Source organism: Methanosarcina sp. 1.H.T.1A.1, from assembly GCF_000979295.1.
Classification (GTDB): Archaea; Halobacteriota; Methanosarcinia; order Methanosarcinales; family Methanosarcinaceae; genus Methanosarcina.
Genome location: NZ_JJQY01000094.1, coordinates 1 through 16869, shown reverse-complemented (window position 1 = coordinate 16869; position 16869 = coordinate 1). Strand labels below are relative to the sequence as shown.

Annotated in this window: 16 protein-coding genes and 2 pseudogenes; 10 read left to right on the top strand and 8 right to left on the bottom strand. The window is 40.3% G+C overall.

Annotated elements, in window-relative coordinates:
• The first annotated feature begins 282 nt into the window (after positions 1-282).
• Complete coding sequence (locus EO95_RS09755) at positions 283-1065, top strand: exodeoxyribonuclease III (protein ID WP_048134308.1); 783 nt, start codon at positions 283-285, stop codon at positions 1063-1065.
• Between the two features lie 78 nt (positions 1066-1143).
• Here EO95_RS09755 and EO95_RS09750 read toward each other — a convergent pair whose 3' ends face one another.
• Positions 1144-1677 (bottom strand): flavodoxin domain-containing protein, encoded by a 534-nt coding sequence (locus tag EO95_RS09750; protein WP_048134330.1) that lies wholly within the window; start codon positions 1675-1677, stop codon positions 1144-1146.
• A gap of 99 nt (positions 1678-1776) precedes the next feature.
• Here EO95_RS09750 and EO95_RS18580 point away from each other — a divergent pair.
• The 3 genes and pseudogenes from EO95_RS18580 to EO95_RS09740 form a co-directional block, all read left to right on the top strand.
• Positions 1777-1920, top strand: a pseudogene (locus EO95_RS18580) (large conductance mechanosensitive channel protein MscL); the annotation flags it as partial.
• Between the two features lie 3 nt (positions 1921-1923).
• On the top strand, positions 1924-2112 hold the full coding sequence (locus EO95_RS18255; protein WP_235282955.1) for a hypothetical protein: 189 nt from the start codon (positions 1924-1926) through the stop codon (positions 2110-2112).
• 805 nt (positions 2113-2917) lie between these two features.
• Entirely contained in the window at positions 2918-5257 is a 2340-nt protein-coding gene (locus tag EO95_RS09740; protein WP_048134304.1) for a hypothetical protein, read from the top strand.
• A gap of 561 nt (positions 5258-5818) precedes the next feature.
• On the opposite strand, the gene EO95_RS09735 is transcribed toward EO95_RS09740, so the two are convergent.
• The 4 genes from EO95_RS09735 to EO95_RS09720 all read right to left on the bottom strand — a co-directional run bounded on the left by EO95_RS09735 (position 5819) and on the right by EO95_RS09720 (position 8844).
• Positions 5819-6175 carry a hypothetical protein gene (locus EO95_RS09735; RefSeq protein WP_048134302.1) on the bottom strand — a complete coding sequence of 119 codons (357 nt, stop codon included), beginning with the start codon at positions 6173-6175 and terminating at the stop codon, positions 5819-5821.
• Between the two features lie 484 nt (positions 6176-6659).
• Positions 6660-7286, bottom strand: coding sequence for a LysE family transporter (locus EO95_RS09730; protein ID WP_048134300.1), 627 nt, complete (start codon positions 7284-7286; stop codon positions 6660-6662).
• A gap of 5 nt (positions 7287-7291) precedes the next feature.
• The gene (locus EO95_RS09725; protein WP_048134297.1) at positions 7292-8044 is read right to left on the bottom strand and encodes an ABC transporter permease; all 753 of its coding nucleotides are present in this window, start codon (positions 8042-8044) and stop codon (positions 7292-7294) included.
• Positions 8041-8844: an ABC transporter ATP-binding protein gene (locus EO95_RS09720; RefSeq protein ID WP_048134295.1), complete on the bottom strand. Its 804-nt coding sequence runs from the start codon at positions 8842-8844 to the stop codon at positions 8041-8043. Before EO95_RS09720 ends, EO95_RS09725 begins: the two co-directional genes overlap by 4 nt.
• 654 nt (positions 8845-9498) lie before the next feature.
• Here EO95_RS09720 and htpX point away from each other — a divergent pair.
• The 3 genes from htpX to EO95_RS09705 all read left to right on the top strand — a co-directional run bounded on the left by htpX (position 9499) and on the right by EO95_RS09705 (position 11755).
• Positions 9499-10383, top strand: coding sequence for a zinc metalloprotease HtpX (gene htpX / locus EO95_RS09715; protein WP_048134293.1), 885 nt, complete (start codon positions 9499-9501; stop codon positions 10381-10383).
• Between the two features lie 46 nt (positions 10384-10429).
• Complete coding sequence (locus tag EO95_RS09710; RefSeq protein WP_048134291.1) at positions 10430-11059, top strand: hypothetical protein; 630 nt, start codon at positions 10430-10432, stop codon at positions 11057-11059.
• 165 nt (positions 11060-11224) lie between these two features.
• On the top strand, positions 11225-11755 hold the full coding sequence (locus EO95_RS09705; protein ID WP_048134289.1) for a metal-dependent hydrolase: 531 nt from the start codon (positions 11225-11227) through the stop codon (positions 11753-11755).
• A 387-nt stretch (positions 11756-12142) separates the two neighbouring features.
• Here EO95_RS09705 and EO95_RS09700 read toward each other — a convergent pair whose 3' ends face one another.
• Entirely contained in the window at positions 12143-13165 is a 1023-nt protein-coding gene (locus EO95_RS09700) for an ABC transporter permease (protein WP_327037151.1), read from the bottom strand.
• Between the two features lie 186 nt (positions 13166-13351).
• Here EO95_RS09700 and EO95_RS17610 point away from each other — a divergent pair, with 186 nt between their 5' ends.
• Complete coding sequence (locus EO95_RS17610) at positions 13352-13495, top strand: hypothetical protein (RefSeq protein ID WP_156164032.1); 144 nt, start codon at positions 13352-13354, stop codon at positions 13493-13495.
• A gap of 614 nt (positions 13496-14109) precedes the next feature.
• Positions 14110-14379 carry a hypothetical protein gene (locus EO95_RS09695; RefSeq protein ID WP_048134285.1) on the top strand — a complete coding sequence of 90 codons (270 nt, stop codon included), beginning with the start codon at positions 14110-14112 and terminating at the stop codon, positions 14377-14379.
• A 412-nt stretch (positions 14380-14791) separates the two neighbouring features.
• Here EO95_RS09695 and EO95_RS09690 read toward each other — a convergent pair whose 3' ends face one another.
• The gene (locus EO95_RS09690) at positions 14792-15544 is read right to left on the bottom strand and encodes a cyclopropane-fatty-acyl-phospholipid synthase family protein (protein WP_048134283.1); all 753 of its coding nucleotides are present in this window, start codon (positions 15542-15544) and stop codon (positions 14792-14794) included.
• 750 nt (positions 15545-16294) lie between these two features.
• Positions 16295-16516 (bottom strand): DUF5652 family protein, encoded by a 222-nt coding sequence (locus tag EO95_RS18755; RefSeq protein ID WP_048134281.1) that lies wholly within the window; start codon positions 16514-16516, stop codon positions 16295-16297.
• 170 nt (positions 16517-16686) lie between these two features.
• Here EO95_RS18755 and EO95_RS18250 point away from each other — a divergent pair.
• Positions 16687-16869 (top strand): annotated as a pseudogene (locus EO95_RS18250) (hypothetical protein); the annotation flags it as partial.

Here is a 16869-nt window from a genome sequence, read left to right as displayed (position 1 = left end):
GACTTCTGAATCAATTACTTCTTTACGGCTCTATGACTTCTGAATCAATTACTTCTTTATGGCTTTATGACTTCTGAATCAATGACTTCTTTACGGCTTTATGACTTCTGAATCAATGACTTCTTTACGGCTCTATGACTTCTGAATCAATGACTTCTTTACGGCTCTATGACCTTATGTTCAATCCTGAATAACTTTATATCGATATGATCTGAAAAATCCAGCTGAAAAGGTAAAAAAGAGTAGAGATGGAATAAAATAGGTAAAAATAAAGAGGTAAAAATGCCGGAACATTATAACCTTATTTCCTGGAACGTGAACGGTCTCCGGGCTGCAATGAAAAAGGGCTTTCTGGATTTGCTGATGGATCAGAAATTCGACGTAATCTGCATCCAGGAAACAAAAGCCTCCCTGGAAAAGCTCCCCCGAGAAGTAAAAAACATTCCCGGTTACTATAATTATTTTGTTTCCGCGGAACGAAGCGGTTACAGTGGGGTCGGGACGTTTTCAAAGGAAAAACCCCTGAACATCGAAACCGGAATGGGAATTGAGGAGTTTGATAGGGAAGGCCGTTTTCTCAGAGTTGATTATGATAATTTCACCCTGATGAACATCTATTTCCCAAATGGCAAAGCCTCCCAGGAACGCCTGGAATACAAAATGGCCTTTTACGACGCCTTTTTTGATTACGCAAATGCCCTTAAAGCCGAAGGCAAAAAGCTTGTCATCTGCGGGGACGTCAATACAGCCCACAGAGAAATCGACCTTGCCCGCCCCAGAGAAAACGAGACTATTTCTGGCTTCCTCCCCGAAGAAAGAGCCTGGATGGATAAATTCCTTGAAGCCGGATATCTTGATACCTTCCGCATGTTCAACAGCGAAGGTAGAAACTATTCCTGGTGGTCAATGAGGACCCGGGCCCGTGAAAGAAACGTTGGCTGGCGCCTGGATTATTTTTTCGTCAGCGAAAACCTCAGGGAAAATGTAAAGGCTGCCCCGATTTACCCTGAAATCACAGGTTCGGATCACTGTCCTGTGGGGCTTGAACTCGAATTCCAGGTTTGAATTCTTTCAGTCGAACACTTTATTCACTCTTCTATTTTCAAATCTTTTTTCTATTTTCAAATCTTTTTTTAATTCTTTTTAGTGTGGCAAAGCAGGCTGAAACTGTGCGGCCAGGTTACTTGCCCAGGCACGGATCACCGTCCAATCCCGGATGTCTATTGCTGGCATATTGTGTAAGGGGCTTGCCGGCAGCCTGACAATTATGTTGTCAGGGAAGCGTAGCTTCTTCTCATCAAACTTGCCGCCAAATATTTCTATAGCGATAGGTCTAAGCCATGGGAACTTCGCAAGCTCTTCATCGAGCTGGGCACGTACTTCCTTCCACTCCTCTTCTTCATCATGAAATGGGCCTAATGCAAAAATGGCCACTGGTAGCTTCGTGAGGGTTTCACGATGCCGCGAAAGAAAACTTTTTGCTTCCTTGTGCCAGTGGAGCATGTAGATTGGCGCGCCCAGCACAACCGCAGTGTATTCATTAAGGGTCTTTACTTCTTTCATGGGCTCAAGATCTACCGCAAGACCACTTTCGCGTAATGTAGCCGCAATTGCCTCGGCCACTTCCTGCGTTGAACCATACTTAGAAGCATAAGCCACAAGAACTTTGGTTTGCATCTGGATCAATCCCCCCATTACTTTGTATTGTTGCTCCTATTACTTGTTATCTTCGGAAACAGTTGTGGATAACATCATCATGCCGATTATCATACCCTTATCCCTGGCGGGGCCTGGAGGACAGCAACGCTTGAAATCGGGCCAATAGTACTTAGCTGGGGAGCTTATCTGGGGGAATTAATAACCTTCATTATTATCGCATTTGTGGTCTTTATCATAGCAAAAAAGTTGTTTAAATCGGAAAAAGTGACCAAAAAGTATCTGGAAAACAGTCATTTTTCTCTTTTACGGGTAATAAGGCAGAAAGCTCTGTTCTTCAAGGCTGACCCCGACTATGGAACCCGGGTGGCTAAGGGCCTCGGACTTGACATAAAAGAAGTTGAACGCCTTGCTAATATGACCAAAGAAGAGCGTGCAAAGGCGACTGAAAAATAAAATCGGTTTTACGATGAGCTCACCCGGAAAACACGGAAAACAAGGAAAGACTGTAATTTTGTAGCTCCTTTTTCCTTTTTTTCCTTTTTTCCTTTTTTCCTTTTTCCCGTTTTTCCGGGCTTTTAAATCACAGTACCGCTAAAAAACAAGTTTCCGATCGTTGTTTTTTTATACCTTTAACTACATAATTATTATTGGTCCATAGGGTCAGTCCCTGATGTATGAAGAAGACGTACAAAGAAGACACGTAACTTAAATAAGTAGTAACTTGACTAAGGTAACTTAAGTGAGTAATGACTTAAATAAGTAATAAATTAACTGAGTACAGAACTAAATTACATAAAATTGGACCAGACCTTATGGATCACTTTAAAAGATTCTAAAAGGCTTTTCTAGTACATTAATTCCTTATTAACTCTTTCTCATTTTAAATCCTAATTCTTCATATCCCAATTCTTCATATTCCAATTCTTCCATATCCCAATTCTTCCATATCCCTATTTCATGCCTGTTTTAGTCCCGATGCTGCCGATTATTTCCAGCTTTAAAAATCCCGCACTCTCACCTGCCATTGGTATCTTAAAAAACGCTCTGAATTTTCGTGCCTATCCGGAAATGGCTTCTTGTAGATGGGAAATGATGAAAGGATAAGATGTTCATTTATGCCGAGTGCCTATTACCTGAGAGGTCAGGAAGTTTACTGTTTTTGCCGGGAACTTCTGGAAGAGACGCTTAATTCTAATACTCTGAGTTCCAAGATCCCTTCATGTCCAGGCGGCTTATAGATTTAACAGTTCGGGAATTGATGAACGCCACCTCTTTTTTTGAAAAGGGGAAGTATGAAAAGACCCTTGAGAAGCTTAATATGGCTGAAAAGCTGGCGGAAAAGGCAAAAAGTCCGGATCTTTTGTGCTGTGTCCTGCTACATAAAGGAGAGGTTATGGATGCCACGGATAAGCCATATGAAGCGCTGGCGCTTTATGAAAAAGCTCTGGAGATTTCGTCACGCCTTTTTTTAAATGAGTCTCAGGATTCTTCCTCTCAGAAATCTCTTTATAATTCCATTGGTCTCATTGGAAATACTCTTAAAGAAATAGATAGTGTTTCGGAAGCAGAGGAGTCTTATGAACGCACGAATAAATATTTTGATGGGATATTTGATGTATATGAAAAGCTGATTGCGGAGCAGCCTGAAAATCCTGAGTATTTGTTGAATTATTTAAAAACACTGGTGAGTTTCAGGGGCTATTTTTTAATTGTTGGTCAATCTGAAAAGCGAATCCCGCTTGTCAACAGTACCCTGAAAACTTTCAAGAAAATATTAAATATCCAGCCCGAAAATCCGGAAATTTTAGAGCGGTTGGATTCATTTGTGAAGAAGCTTGGAGAAGAGTTTCTGGAAGATGAGCTTTTTGAAGATGCGAAAAAGATCTACGAACAGCTACAGGGAATTTACAGAAACCTTCTTGAAAAAGATCCTGATAACGAGCTTGCACTTCATTATCTTATTTTCTCCTATGGGTATTTTGGAGAACTCTATTCAAGACAGGGGTACCTTGAAAAAATGGATGAAACTTACCAGCAGGCCATTTCAATAGTAGAAGACAACTTACGTAAAAATCCTGAAGACACTGCATTTCTTGTAAACAGGGGTAAAATTTACGAAGAACTTGGACTCCATTATTCCGGGGCAGAAGATCCCGAAAAAGCAAATTATTACTATGAAAAGGTGCTCAAAAACTTTGAAAATATGAATGGGAAATTCCCGGATAACCTGGATTATCAATTTGAACTTGCAAAAACTTTTGAAAATCTTGGGAAGCTTTTTGCAAAAATAAATCGTGTGGAGAACGCAAAAAAATGCTATATGCATAAAATTGAAATCTATGAGCCCCTCTTCGAAAAAGACCCGAAGGACGAGGACCTCAAACTGGATATTATCGACACCTTAATGCAGGTCGGGAGTCTCTATGCCGAGGCAGAGGATCTGGAAACGGCAAAACAATACTATGAGAAGGCAATTGAAGGATACGAAATGCTGCTTTCCGGAAACCCGGGGGAAACCGAGTTTGAGATGGGTATTGCCGACGTTCTCAATACTCTTGGGGACCTGTATGCGAAAGTGGGGCCTGAAGATATAGTACCTGAAGATATGGTGCCTGAAGATGCAGAACTCGAAACGGCGCGGGAGTACTACGAAAAAGCCCTCAACCTAAATGAAAAAGCATCTGGACTGTATCCTGATGATGAAACCTGTCGAGAAGCCCTCGTCGGGACATTGCGTAATCTTGGAGATTCATTTGCAGCCCAGGAAAGGTACGGAGATGCCATTCCATTTTACCGGCGCATTGTTAATATCAAGGAGCAGGTAGTCAGGGATAAGCCCGGGACCTGGCTGGATATAAAGGGCCTTACAAATTTCCTGTATCAGCTGGGGTCCTTTTATGGGGAGGTAGGAGAAACGGAACTGGAGAGAGAACAATATTCAAAAGCCACGGAACTTTACTCCAGAGTATTGCACGATGAAAACCTCCAGTTTCCCGTACGAAAAATATTGGCTGTTGATGTCCAGTTCCGTGGGGTAGACTTAATCAGTTCCAAAAAATATGATGCTGCAGAAGAGTCTCTGGACCTTGCCCTCGAATTCTTTGAAAGCCTGTATGAAAAAGACCCGGAAGATCCGGAAAACTATCATTTCATCTGCGAAGCTCTCTACCAGAGTGGAAATCTGCAACAAGCCCTGGAAAATTTTGAGGCCGCGGCTAAAATCTTTGATTCTCTGCTTCCTATTGTGGAAAAACTTCTCGAATCAGACCCCGAAAATCCTGATACCCGGGAAAAAGCAGGAATCAATTATGCCGATGCCGGGAAAGTGTATTCTCTTATCGGGGAATATGATAAGTCAAAACAGGCTTTTGGAAAAGCCCTGGCTATAAATGTAGCTCTCCTTGAGGAAGAGCCGGACAACCCTCTATATATGATAAACCAGGCGGAAACATTTGAAAAGTATGCAAAATTGCTCTCGAAACTGGGCAGGAATGAGGAAGCAGAGGATTACACCGCAAAATCAAAAGAAATATACAGGAAACTGGCTGAAGAGGATGCCGACGAAGAGGACACTGAAGAAGAGGACACTGACGAATAAAAAATGAAATTCCAAATATCATTTTTTATTTTTTGGTTGTCCGGGCCCGCTTCGTGAACGTTCCCGGAACTGGTCGTATTTATCATCGCTAAAAAGGTGTGAAAAGAAGAGAAAGTGATCAAAAAGTAACTGGAACCAATTTGACAGCTTATATCTCAAAAACCATGTAGTCCTGTTAACAATGTATAAAACCTTCATTTTTCCGAGTAGGCTGAAATTGATTGCTTAGTTATAAAATAATGAAGGGGGTTTGGGACCAGCTCTTGAATTATCCCACACTCTCACCGGTCGCAGGCGACCGGCCTTTCGAAAAAGAGCCTTAAAAAAGAGCCTTGAAAAAGAGCCTTGAAAAAGAGCCTTGAAAAAGAGCCTTGAAAAAGAGCCTTGAAGTCTGAATAACGAGTTTTTAAACCTTGAAGCTCTCAATCTTTCTGTGAAATCGTATTTTTATGAGACCAGTTCCCCTGTGAAGACTTTCTGTATGAGGGCGTTTATTTTTTACTTTTATCGGGTGGGAGTCTCATGTGAGGATTTCGTTTTAAGTAAACATGGATTGAAAAGTCAGTTAGTTATATTCCAGTTCCATTTTTCCCATTTATGATTTCTGATCCTCTGGATCTCTTTTACGAAAAAAGCAATTTTGTCGCCCACATCAACATTAACAAAATTCAGTGTTCTAATAAATCCATCACCGGGCATTCCGTGTTTATTTATAACAAGTGCAGTCAGGAAAGGTTCGCCTTTCAGTTTGTTGTATACAACTATAAGGTTTAATACATCTGTAAGTTGCTGCAAATTTTTTGGGTTATGCTCAAGCCCACATATTTCTTCCATTTCTTTGTATCTTATTGTATTTTTCGAGCTGTTTGCGATGGTAATAAGGTAATTGTAGACATTTTCTGCATTCAGTTCTATCAAATTTTATCACCTGTGAGATTCAGTTTTCTCAAAACTTCATTTTTATGAGCCCAGTTCCCTTGTGAAGGCTTTCTGCATGAAGGTGTTGAATAAGGTGTTGATTTCAAGGGAGGATTGTTTTTGAGATTTCTATATTTGCATCCTTACCGGTTTTTTCTGTTGTTCTTAGTTTGTGGTTGCTTTGTGGCTCTTTCTCTTGTTCTTCTTCTCTTTTGTATTTTTTGGGAAGGCCGCTCTCCTGCGTCGAGCGTGGCAAAAACGACACTGTGTGGCGAATGACGTTGCACAGGTAAGAGAAACCGTAATTTAGTTTTCTTGAGTGAAGCGAAAAAAGTTATTTACCCATAATTAGTCCGCTTGAGCGAGCGAAGCTCACTGCTAAAACCCATAGATTAGCCCTCTTGAGCGCAGCGAAAAGGACTGTAGGCTCCCGAGTCGCAATTCGGGAAGTGAAATTCGGGTGTGCGGCTAGTAAATAAAAATATCAGACGATGTTCAATGAATCCAGGCCCACTTTGATGAAAGTCAATCCAAAAACAATCTGTGCAATTCCCAGAACACGGATGATAGAAAAGTAATATTTACTGTTAATAAAAGATTTTGATTTCTCTACAATTAAGGCAACGATCACTTTTGAGCCTACAAGCAGGCTGTAGAAACCAGCTATGAATAAGATTGTAGCCCAGATATGGGTGTTTAAACTCTTCAAAATTAATGGCCCGCCTATGGAGATCCAGAATATATATGGGTGCGGGTTCCCGAAGTTGACAATAACTCCTTTTTTAAGGGCATCTTTCTTTTCTAAATTTAATTCAACGCTGTCCTTTTTGATTTTCAGCGATTCGATTCCTGAATGAATCAGATATGATGCCCCAAGAAGAGCAATGATTCCGATAATTGAATTATAACCTGTCAAATGTGAGAGAACAAACAGTACGGATAAAATTATTGGCAGGTCTGTAATCAAAGGGGATATTGCAACCTTTATTCCTTCCCACTTGCCGTGTTGCAGAGTTTCAGAAATAGTTATAGCCAGGAGAGGACCCGGAGACGTCCCTGCAGCAAGGCCGAGAAACGCTCCCAGGGCTAAAAACTCAACAACATCTGACATTCCCGTCACGCCTCAAGCTTCGAAAACAGCAATGCTCCGATCGCACAGACAAGTATGGACAATGCACCTATCACTGCCAGGTCGTTATATATGCCAAAAGTGCTCATCCCGGCAATGGCACCCCTCAGACCGTCAACGCCGTAGGTAAGGGGGTCGATCCTGCTTATAAAGTAAATTGCAGGGGGCAGGTTTTCCAGAGGGAAGAGGGCGCCGGACAGGAAGAAGATGGGCATGATCAGGAAGTTCATGATCAACTGGAAACCATGCATATCTTTCATTTTTGAGGCTATGGCAAGGCCGAGGCCTGTAAAGAAGATGGCTATCAGGGACATGAAAATTAACCCCAGCCCAAGGCTGGCGAAGCTGGGAATCCTGAACCCCAGCACATAGGTCAGGCTCAGCACGATCAAGCCCTGGATCATGGCTATGGTTGCGCCCCCAAGGGTTTTCCCGACCATGATTTCGGTCCTTGAAATCGGCGCTACAAGGGTCTCTTTAAGAAAACCGAACTGCCTGTCCCAGATGACCTCCAGGCCTGAAAAGATAGCCGTAAAGAGAATTGCCATGGAAACTATTCCCGGGGCAAGGAAATCCATGTAGTTTGCCCCTCCACTGGCTCTGGTATACATGGGGCCGAACCCGAACCCGAAAGTGATCATGAAGAGGAGCGGCTGTCCGAGAGACCCCAGCAGCCTGGCTTTCGAGCGCCAGTAATGTTTGAGCTGTCTGAGCCAGAGGATGTAGATTACCTCGATCAATGCCTGTTCCTCCTTCCCATGCCTCGAATCATTCTCATTTTATTTGCAGTTTCATTATTCTCATCACGGATATCCCTGCCTGTCAGCTTCAGAAAAGCTTCTTCTAAGGATTCGGTTTCTGTCCGTTTCCTAATTTCTTCAACTGTGCCGGATTCTATTATTTTTCCGTGGTCAATGATTGCGATCTGGTCCGCAATCGCCTCGGCTTCTTCCATATAGTGTGTGGTCAGGAAAATCGTCATTTTTCTTTCTTCGTTCAGGTTTTTGATATGGGTCCAGATGGAGTTTCGGGTCTGGGGGTCAAGCCCCACGGTGGGTTCATCAAGGAAAAGAATTTTCGGGTAATGGACAAGCGCTCGGGCAATCTCAAGCCTGCGCTTCATCCCACCTGAAAACTTTTTAACGTAATCTTCCCGCCTGTCCCAGAGCCCGACAATCTCCAGGGCTTTCTGGATTCGTTCTGCTCTTTCTTTTTTAAGCACTTTGTAGACGACTGCGTGGTAGACCATATTTTCGTAAGCAGTAAGCTCTTCGTCAAGGCTGTGGTCCTGAAAGACTATCCCGAAAGATGCCCGGGCCCTGTCCTGTTCTTTAAGCACATTGAACCCATTGATGCTTATTTCCCCTGACGTGGGCTTCAGGACTGTTGTGAGCATTTTGATGGTCGTTGACTTGCCTGCACCGTTTGGACCCAGAAAAGCAAAGATCGAACCTGTTTCAACATCAAAACTGATGTCTTTTACAGCCGTAAAATCATCGAATTTCTTTGTAAGAGATTTGACTGAGAGTATGTTTTGCATGACAGGACCTGATATGTTTTTTATGGAAAGATTGAGTTAATGAGTTTTCTTTCAAAAAAATCCTGAACTGCACAGGTTCAGGAGGAATTCCGCGAAATATCTCAGGAAGAAGGTGCGTTTTTAAAATACTGTCTGATTGAGAAAATAGATGGCATTTTTGTAGCCTTCTACGGAAAGCAGGAATATTCTATCTGGAAATTTCTGCAAATAAGATGTGAAAGTCAACACAAAATGTTTTGTGTGAGTGTTTTACTTAATTATTTGTTTGATTTTATATGGTTTGATTTCTAACCAGAATGAATTGATTGTATTTAAATTATTTGGATCTTCACGAAAGAGAGTTAATAAATGAAAAAACAAAATAGGCTTTAGTCAATGAGAATATTTATCCGTCTTTATAGCTTTATTCAGGTGTATTTTATCTACATGTAATTCACCTATAAGTTCAAAGTTCATTTAATGTGTACTTAAGTAGCAAATCAACTTAATTATTTAGTCTGGACTTAATTCTCATTTAACCTGATTTCACTTAATTGTCATTTAATTGTGGAATAATACTATAATAATCTAAAGATTATAGTAATTTAAAGACTATAATAATTTATCATCTTAATATAATCTATCATCTTAATATCAGGATAGGCGAAATAACATATGAAAAGAAAATGGGAACGGGACTTAGGACTTCAGGGACGAATGCTTTTCACGATGTTTCTTCTGGCAGCAGTTTATCTCTTTTTCCTGGCATTTCTTTCTTACTATGGAACGTCTCAGATTTTCATGGTTTTATTTATCGGGCTTTTCATGGGCATCCAGTACTTCTACTCGGACAAAATGGTGCTCTGGACAACAGGAGCAAACATCGTCTCTGAAAGCGAAGAACCGAAGCTGCATGACATGGTCACCAGGCTGTGTGCAATAGCCGATCTCCCCAAACCGCAGGTAGCAATTGTCCAGACGCGGGTTCCAAATGCTTTTGCCACAGGCAGGAGCCCGAGTAAAGCTGTTGTTGCAGTCACGACAGGGATTATGGACAAGCTCTCTCCAGCCGAACTTGAGGCAGTGCTTGCCCATGAACTGAGCCATGTAAAGAACAGGGACATGGCTGTCCTGACGATTGCCAGTTTCATCTCAACAGTGGCTTTCTACATTGTCCGCTACAGCCTTTACTTCGGAAATATGGGAGGAGATAGGCGGCGGGAAGGTGGAGGTATTATACTTGTCTGGTTAGTTTCAATTGCAGTATGGGTCGTCAGCTTCCTGCTGATCCGCGCCCTTTCCCGCTACAGAGAATTTTCTGCAGACAGGGGGTCGGCAATCATTACCGGCCAGCCTGCAAATCTTGCCTCTGCCCTTATGAAGATAAGCGGGCTAATGGAAAGAGTGCCGAGCGAGGACCTCCGAAAAGTAGAGGGAATGAATGCCTTCTTCATTATCCCCGCAATTTCAGGTTCTTCGTTTATGGATATCTTTTCCACTCATCCGTCTGTGGAAAAAAGGTTAGCCCAGCTTGAAAAGATGCAGAAGGAAATGAGTTAAATAAGGCAGAGCTGAAGAAGAGTTTTTCAAGAGGAGATAGGTTAAAATGGGTTTGCGGGATTTTATGGATGCAGTCATGGGACGGAGCAGGCTTCCGAAAGCAAAAAGTGACAAGCTCTTTGCAATCTCCACAGCCAGCATTACTCTGGAGAGCAATATGGGCCTTAAACCTTCAGGGGCAGCGGGGATTTGTTTTAAACCGATAGGAGCTACAGCTTATGAATCCGCCCGCCAGGAGATCGAAGAGCTTCTGGAGTACAGCTCAAAGGAGACTGAAACGGAGTTCAGGCTGGAAAAAGATGAGTTCAACTTCCTCTGGGCTATTTTCAAGGACCCTGATTTCGAAGACCTTGTTGCAAGTATCCACCTTGTAAGCCAGACCCTTGAAGACCGCGGTTTTGGCGAGCAGATCCTCTGTGCCATTTACAGGTTTGACAGCGAGCCTGAAGCCGGGACAGCCGGACACGAAGGAAAAGCCGGGCGAAAGACTGGCGGTGGAAAAGCAGTTTACTGGATCTACAATTTTAAACAGGGAACTTACTATCCTTTCATTCCGCTTTCCAGCAGGCAGAGGGACAGTCCCTTTGAATTCAGGCTCAGAACCGCAATGGAAAGGGAAATGCCTGTAGAAAAAAATGTGGAAAAATGGTACCCTCTATGGGGAATTCCTTTTTAAAAACTGCCAGATTTTTATAATTTGCAGACTTGTATAATTTGCAGATTTTTATAATTTGAGTTCAAATTTTCTTTATTTTTGAAGGTCCTATATTGGACTTTTTTCAAATAAAGATTTATATACAAACAATCATTGTTTAAATAGAAAAGGACAGTCAGGTTTCCGATGCTTCTCTTTGGACACCTGGGCATTACGCTCGGGATATTTTTTGGGCTGGGGATTTTTATACCCCGATTAAGGACTATCATAGATCCACGATATCTGGCAATCGGAGCTATTCTGCCCGATTTAATAGACAAGCCGATAGGTGAAGTAATCTTTGCTTCAACTTTTGCAAGCGGACGCATTATATGCCATACCCTTTTGTTCTCTCTTCTTCTCTTTCTGATAGGTTTATATATGTACGAAAAAAGAAGAGATATCAGGGGCCTTTCTCTTACTTCGGGCACTTTTTTTCACCTTTTTGAAGATCAGATGGTGTTAAATCCTCTAACTTTCTTCTGGCCCCTCTTTGGATGGAGTTTTCCCAGAAATTCCATGGATTACATTGGACTTGAACATTTAATGGAAATGTTGGAAAAATCCTTTCATCTTGAATTCTTGCAAAGTCACTCAATTGAAATCCTGGGAGTGGTAATAGGGTTCGTTTTGGCTTTTTATTTGTTGAAAATAATTGTCGTAAGAGAAGAACTGTGATGAACTCGTAAGAGCAGAAGATGAACTCGTAAAAGAAGAACTCTGCTGATACAATAGATCCTCAACCTAAAAAATGTTGGGATCTCAGATAATTGCTTTTCTGAATCTACTCCGGATTCCGTACTCAGGCACAGAAGAATGTCAAATGCCTCAAATGTGTGCATGTGAGGAAAGCAGCTTATAATGTCAAAATGGTTTTTATAATAAAATATCCGCATATTATGAAGCCTGTTATGTATAATCCGGCTGTTAGAGTATCTGGTTTGTCATTGTTTTTTTTCATCTATTTTCTCCTCTGTTCTTTCTCTATGTGATTTATTCTCCTCTTCAGGATGTTACATTGCACCACTTCTGAACCTATTATACAGATTTTGTACAAAGTCATATCTATACTTTTGAAACGGGCTTTTTGTTTAAGAGCAGCAGGATAACGACTAGCAAAACAACAACAATACCATTGATGATGATTATTTTTCTATTGATGATGATTATTTCTCGCAGAACACTTTCGTTAAATGTCTTTTTCCATACCGAAACATATTCGCTGGAAATGTAATTTTCGGCAGGATATTCTTGAAATAGCTTATCCAATATCGGTTTTTCTGAGCCATCCGCTGTAAAGATAAAGATTTCATTTGCATATTCCGGATAAGAATAATCATTCGTTTTCTTATTGTCGATATTTCTGGTTACAAATTCATCAAAAGTGTCCGCATCATACTGATAGAGTCCATAGTTTCTTTTTGCGTCAAAGGAGATGTAACAAATATCATTGTAATAAATATCATTTATGTCTACGGTGGTATAGGTTTCATTTTCATAGTTAACCCTGCTATCATAGCTGTTTATGATACCTACGATGGTATAGGTTTCATTGTCATAGTTAACCCTGCTGCCGATTGCCCGGGTCAGCGTTTCATTGGTATATGCAAAGTGCTTTTCCAGCAATTTCTTTGAAATTGTAATTTCATGGGCGTTGTCCAGAGGAAGTCTGCCTTCTTCCAGATATTCTGTACCGTAGGGGATATCAGTCTGATGAAGATAGTCCTGTGCTATAGATTCAGGCACTGCAATGAGATTCAATTTACCCGGTAATCTATCTTCGTTTGCAGTCTTATAAAGGGTATCAAAATAACTGTTATCGTAAAGAATTACATTTTCAACCCCATCCATTGAAACAATATCAGGTATGTCTTTGTAGGTTATCATCCGGTCATAGTTCTCGGAATCGATATCCAATCCGGCACCTCTTGCATAAACTGCATTAAGGTCCCCATATGTGTAGTCTGCCTGATAGATAGCAATGATATTGCCTGGAGGTATGGTGTCCGTACAATAACCATCGGTAATCTGAGAATATGTGAACGAGAGTAAGCCTATGATAACAACGAATGTTAGTAAGACTAACAGATAGGTGATTCTTTTATTTGCAGGGATTATTTTTAGCCACCTCCATGCTGTAAATAGGGAGATGCATCTACTATTTAATAAAATTTACTTTATATCCCGTAGTCTTCTTTTTTGATTACTGTTCCATTACTATATACTTATTTCCTGTGATTCGGTCACGAGTTTTCTAGCAGGATGAATCATAGTATGGGTTATGGAGATAAACAGACCACCTGGGGGCCTACCCTGCTCTTAAAGGTCAGGGGGTTAGCCCGTTACCTGACAGGGAAAACCAAAGAACTTGATTTTATTAACCCTGAATTTGGGGGGTCAGAGGGTCGATTCCCATGAAATTAGGCAAAAGATTCTTGATATTTCTTATTCTGACTGGAAGAAAACAGGGTTTTCTAAAGGTACTTTGCATTGGTACTTTGCATTATATGAAGCAGAATGCCAGGTCGGATAAGCCGTTTACTCTCAATGCTCATGTTCTGGATAGAGTAAATAAGTGGAAAGGATGAGGAGTATATTGCATTGATACTTTCATTGATACCTGTGGAATGAGACAATATTTGAGGGGTAGATCATCCCCCTCTCCCTCTGTTCCTGTCACCATCAGGCTATAATTGGCTCGTACCTATGGTGCTCCCAGGTTGGCTTTATCTGTGATCTCTGTGTAAACTCAACGACCTGAACCCCATAATAAAGGAAAATAATTTAAATATACAAAAGTGTACATGCCGACAGGAAACCTAAACCTATTTCATGAAGAAAAACTAAAAGCACATTTGGTGTAAGTGTGTCTCAAATAGATGTTTCAGATGGAGATCTTATTGTTTTTATAGGGTATCATTGTAGGAATTAGTTTAAGTCTTTTAACAAATGTATGGGTCACAGGTAAAGGAAATCAAGGCATAGCTCAGTGGTAATTTATTGACAAATTATGAAAGATAGGAGTGAGTAAAATGAGTGAATACGAATTAACCGACATTGAAAATAAAACCCTGAATAATTGGATAATGTTAAATATAGTCCCACAAAAAACACCAAATAAAAATTACACTAGTTATGCACTTAAAATTCTCTTTGAACAAGCACCAGATGGTTTCTTTATCACAAATAAGCAGTTTAAAGAAGCGATGGTCAGATGTAATTTCTCACCTGTAAATAAAAATAAATTAAATTGGGAATTCCGAATTTCCCTAAAATCTCCAAGGTCGAAATCATCTAAATGAGGTTCATGCGTCTTCGGTTAAGTGAAGAATCGTGATAATTGCCTCTATCTTTGCAACAGTTACCAATAATTTGCTTTGATATGAAGTTGGAACATGGTATCGATTTTAGTTTAGGTGTTCGAAATTTGAGACTATTTTTTCTCTAAAATCGAGAGTCTTCAGGCAAGAGATTTCCTTAACCGATAACCAATGAATTGGATTTAGGAATATTTTGAATCTCCATGGTGAGACTCCTATAATAATATTTTTTCAGACAAACATCTTAAAACAGAAAATTGACTTTTTGAGTAGGGCAACTCCTTAAAAAAGTAATCATTAAAACAACTTTTGAAAATAACGGTTGTGGAAATTCCTTACAATAGCGTTGCGTTTTTTGAGTTTCTGGATCATTTAATTGTTCATCAGTAGCAGATCATTTATTTGTGTTCTTCTGTAAAATGAAGAACGTATAACCATATTCATCTGGGTATTCTCTGAAGATCTTTATCTCTTTTCTGTTAAAACTAAGTATCGTTTCTGCATCGGTGTTTCCTTTATAGTTATCACTGATGTCCTCAACTCTTTTTTCCAGATGGGAGTAAAAATCGTACCAGGTAGAAGCTGGCAGTTTAAAGCGGTCAATGAGATCATATCCTACTGCCATGATAACTTTTTCAGTGTCAGGTATGCTCTTGATATCAGGATAACAGCCCTGCCAGAATTGAAGCACTTCCGAAGAAGGTTCATCCGTGAACCATGTGCTTTCTGTCAGTGCTATATAACCCTCATCTTTCAGAAACTGTTTCCAGTAGCTAAGTCCTTTTTCAAAACCAATGACAAAGATAGAGCCCTCTGACCAGATGACGTCGAATTCTCCTGCTTCAAAAGGCAGGTCATCCATGGAAGCACAAACCGTGGTAATCCTGTCATCAAGTCCTTCTTTAACTGCATTTTCCATCAGTTTATCCAGAAAAGGCTGGTAAATGTCAGTTGCAGTGATGTGACAGTCGTTGCAGATCTTCGCAAGATGTATTGTCTGCATACCCACACCGCAACCAATGTCAAGGATCTTAGTGCCTGCAGGAAGGGAAGAAAGCAAATTAAAGGCTTTTTCAGTACACTTGTTATTACCCGGACCCTGTCTGGGCAATCCATCGAATATCTCAAAAATTGGTGATTCTACCATAAAACCCTCACAGAGATAATTTCTTAAATCTTTTGTGGTATCACGATAATGATTGTGTTTTCATCAATGTGTTTCTTAAGATTCTTCAAGCTCTCTAAGTTGATTCTGATTTGTTCTTCTAATTTCATCTCTCACACTTCCTTTATTATGGGGTTTTGGAAATGATGAATTATCAGCAATTTAGGTTTTGTACTTTATTATTAAAGATACTTGAAAACTTAAGCGTACAAAAAAATCATCTTTTTCGATTTTGTAAAACTTCTCTCTCAACCGGCTTAGTCAAGTTAAATTAAAATAAAGTTTTATTTTTTGTTGGCGAGCAGATCTCAACAATATGCTAAGCATGACAAAATGTACTTACACATTTAGTATTATAATATTAGAACACGTGGAATAAAGAAAAATTTAATCGAAAATTAAAATAATAGAGGTGTATCGATGGATGGGGTTAAAAGAGTGTGCAAAAAAGTTGCAAAAATAGCTTTTTGTGTTGTTATGGGCGCCGGTTTAATCGGTTTTGTTAAAGGCTTATGTGTAGGCTATTTAATTTGTCGTCACAAAAATAAATGTGTTGACACGACATAAAAAGTACTGATAAAGATGTATGGATTAAGGGTAATAGGGTTTCCTCTTAATCGATGAGCTGGATCGCAGGTAGGGACTTGAGAATAGGGGCTCAAAACTTTACCATCTACTTTTGAACTAATTTTCTGAATATCGGTGTGAGATGTGCAATTTGATCTTCTTGATTTATATTCCCTTTTTTCCTTCCTTAAATAAGAAAATATAAAGAATGGGTAAAATGCCTACCGTATTCAAAATGAGTATAGCGATAAACCAGTATCTCTGAGATTCTCGTGCTGCCTTCCATAGAGCTATGCCCTTCCAAAAAAGCTCCCACAGCGCCAGAATTAAAATCAGGGCTAAAAATTGTGGATTTGTTTGAAGCAATGAGATAGAAGTGTCTACCATTTTCCTCTCTGGAATACATGTTTTTTAAAATTAAATAACTTCACACACCAGTATTGTTTACACCGCTGTTTTTCCAGCCTGGCGTAGTTGCATTGGACCATGAATCTATGGCAGTCATAGCAGCTTCGGGAATCCTTTACATGAGTTCGATTTATTTCTACCTTTAGGCATTGCAGACAGAGGAAGCATCAACAATCGCACCATTCTTCAAGGCTGCATTTGTCTTTCTTGTGCCTCTCGGATTTCATGCCTACTTCCTGATAGCAGGATTAGTTTCAGGTGCCATCCTGAACCCACCCTTTTTGCTGGTGGTAAGTATAGTTATGAGCATAATAGCACTTGGGCTTCATCGA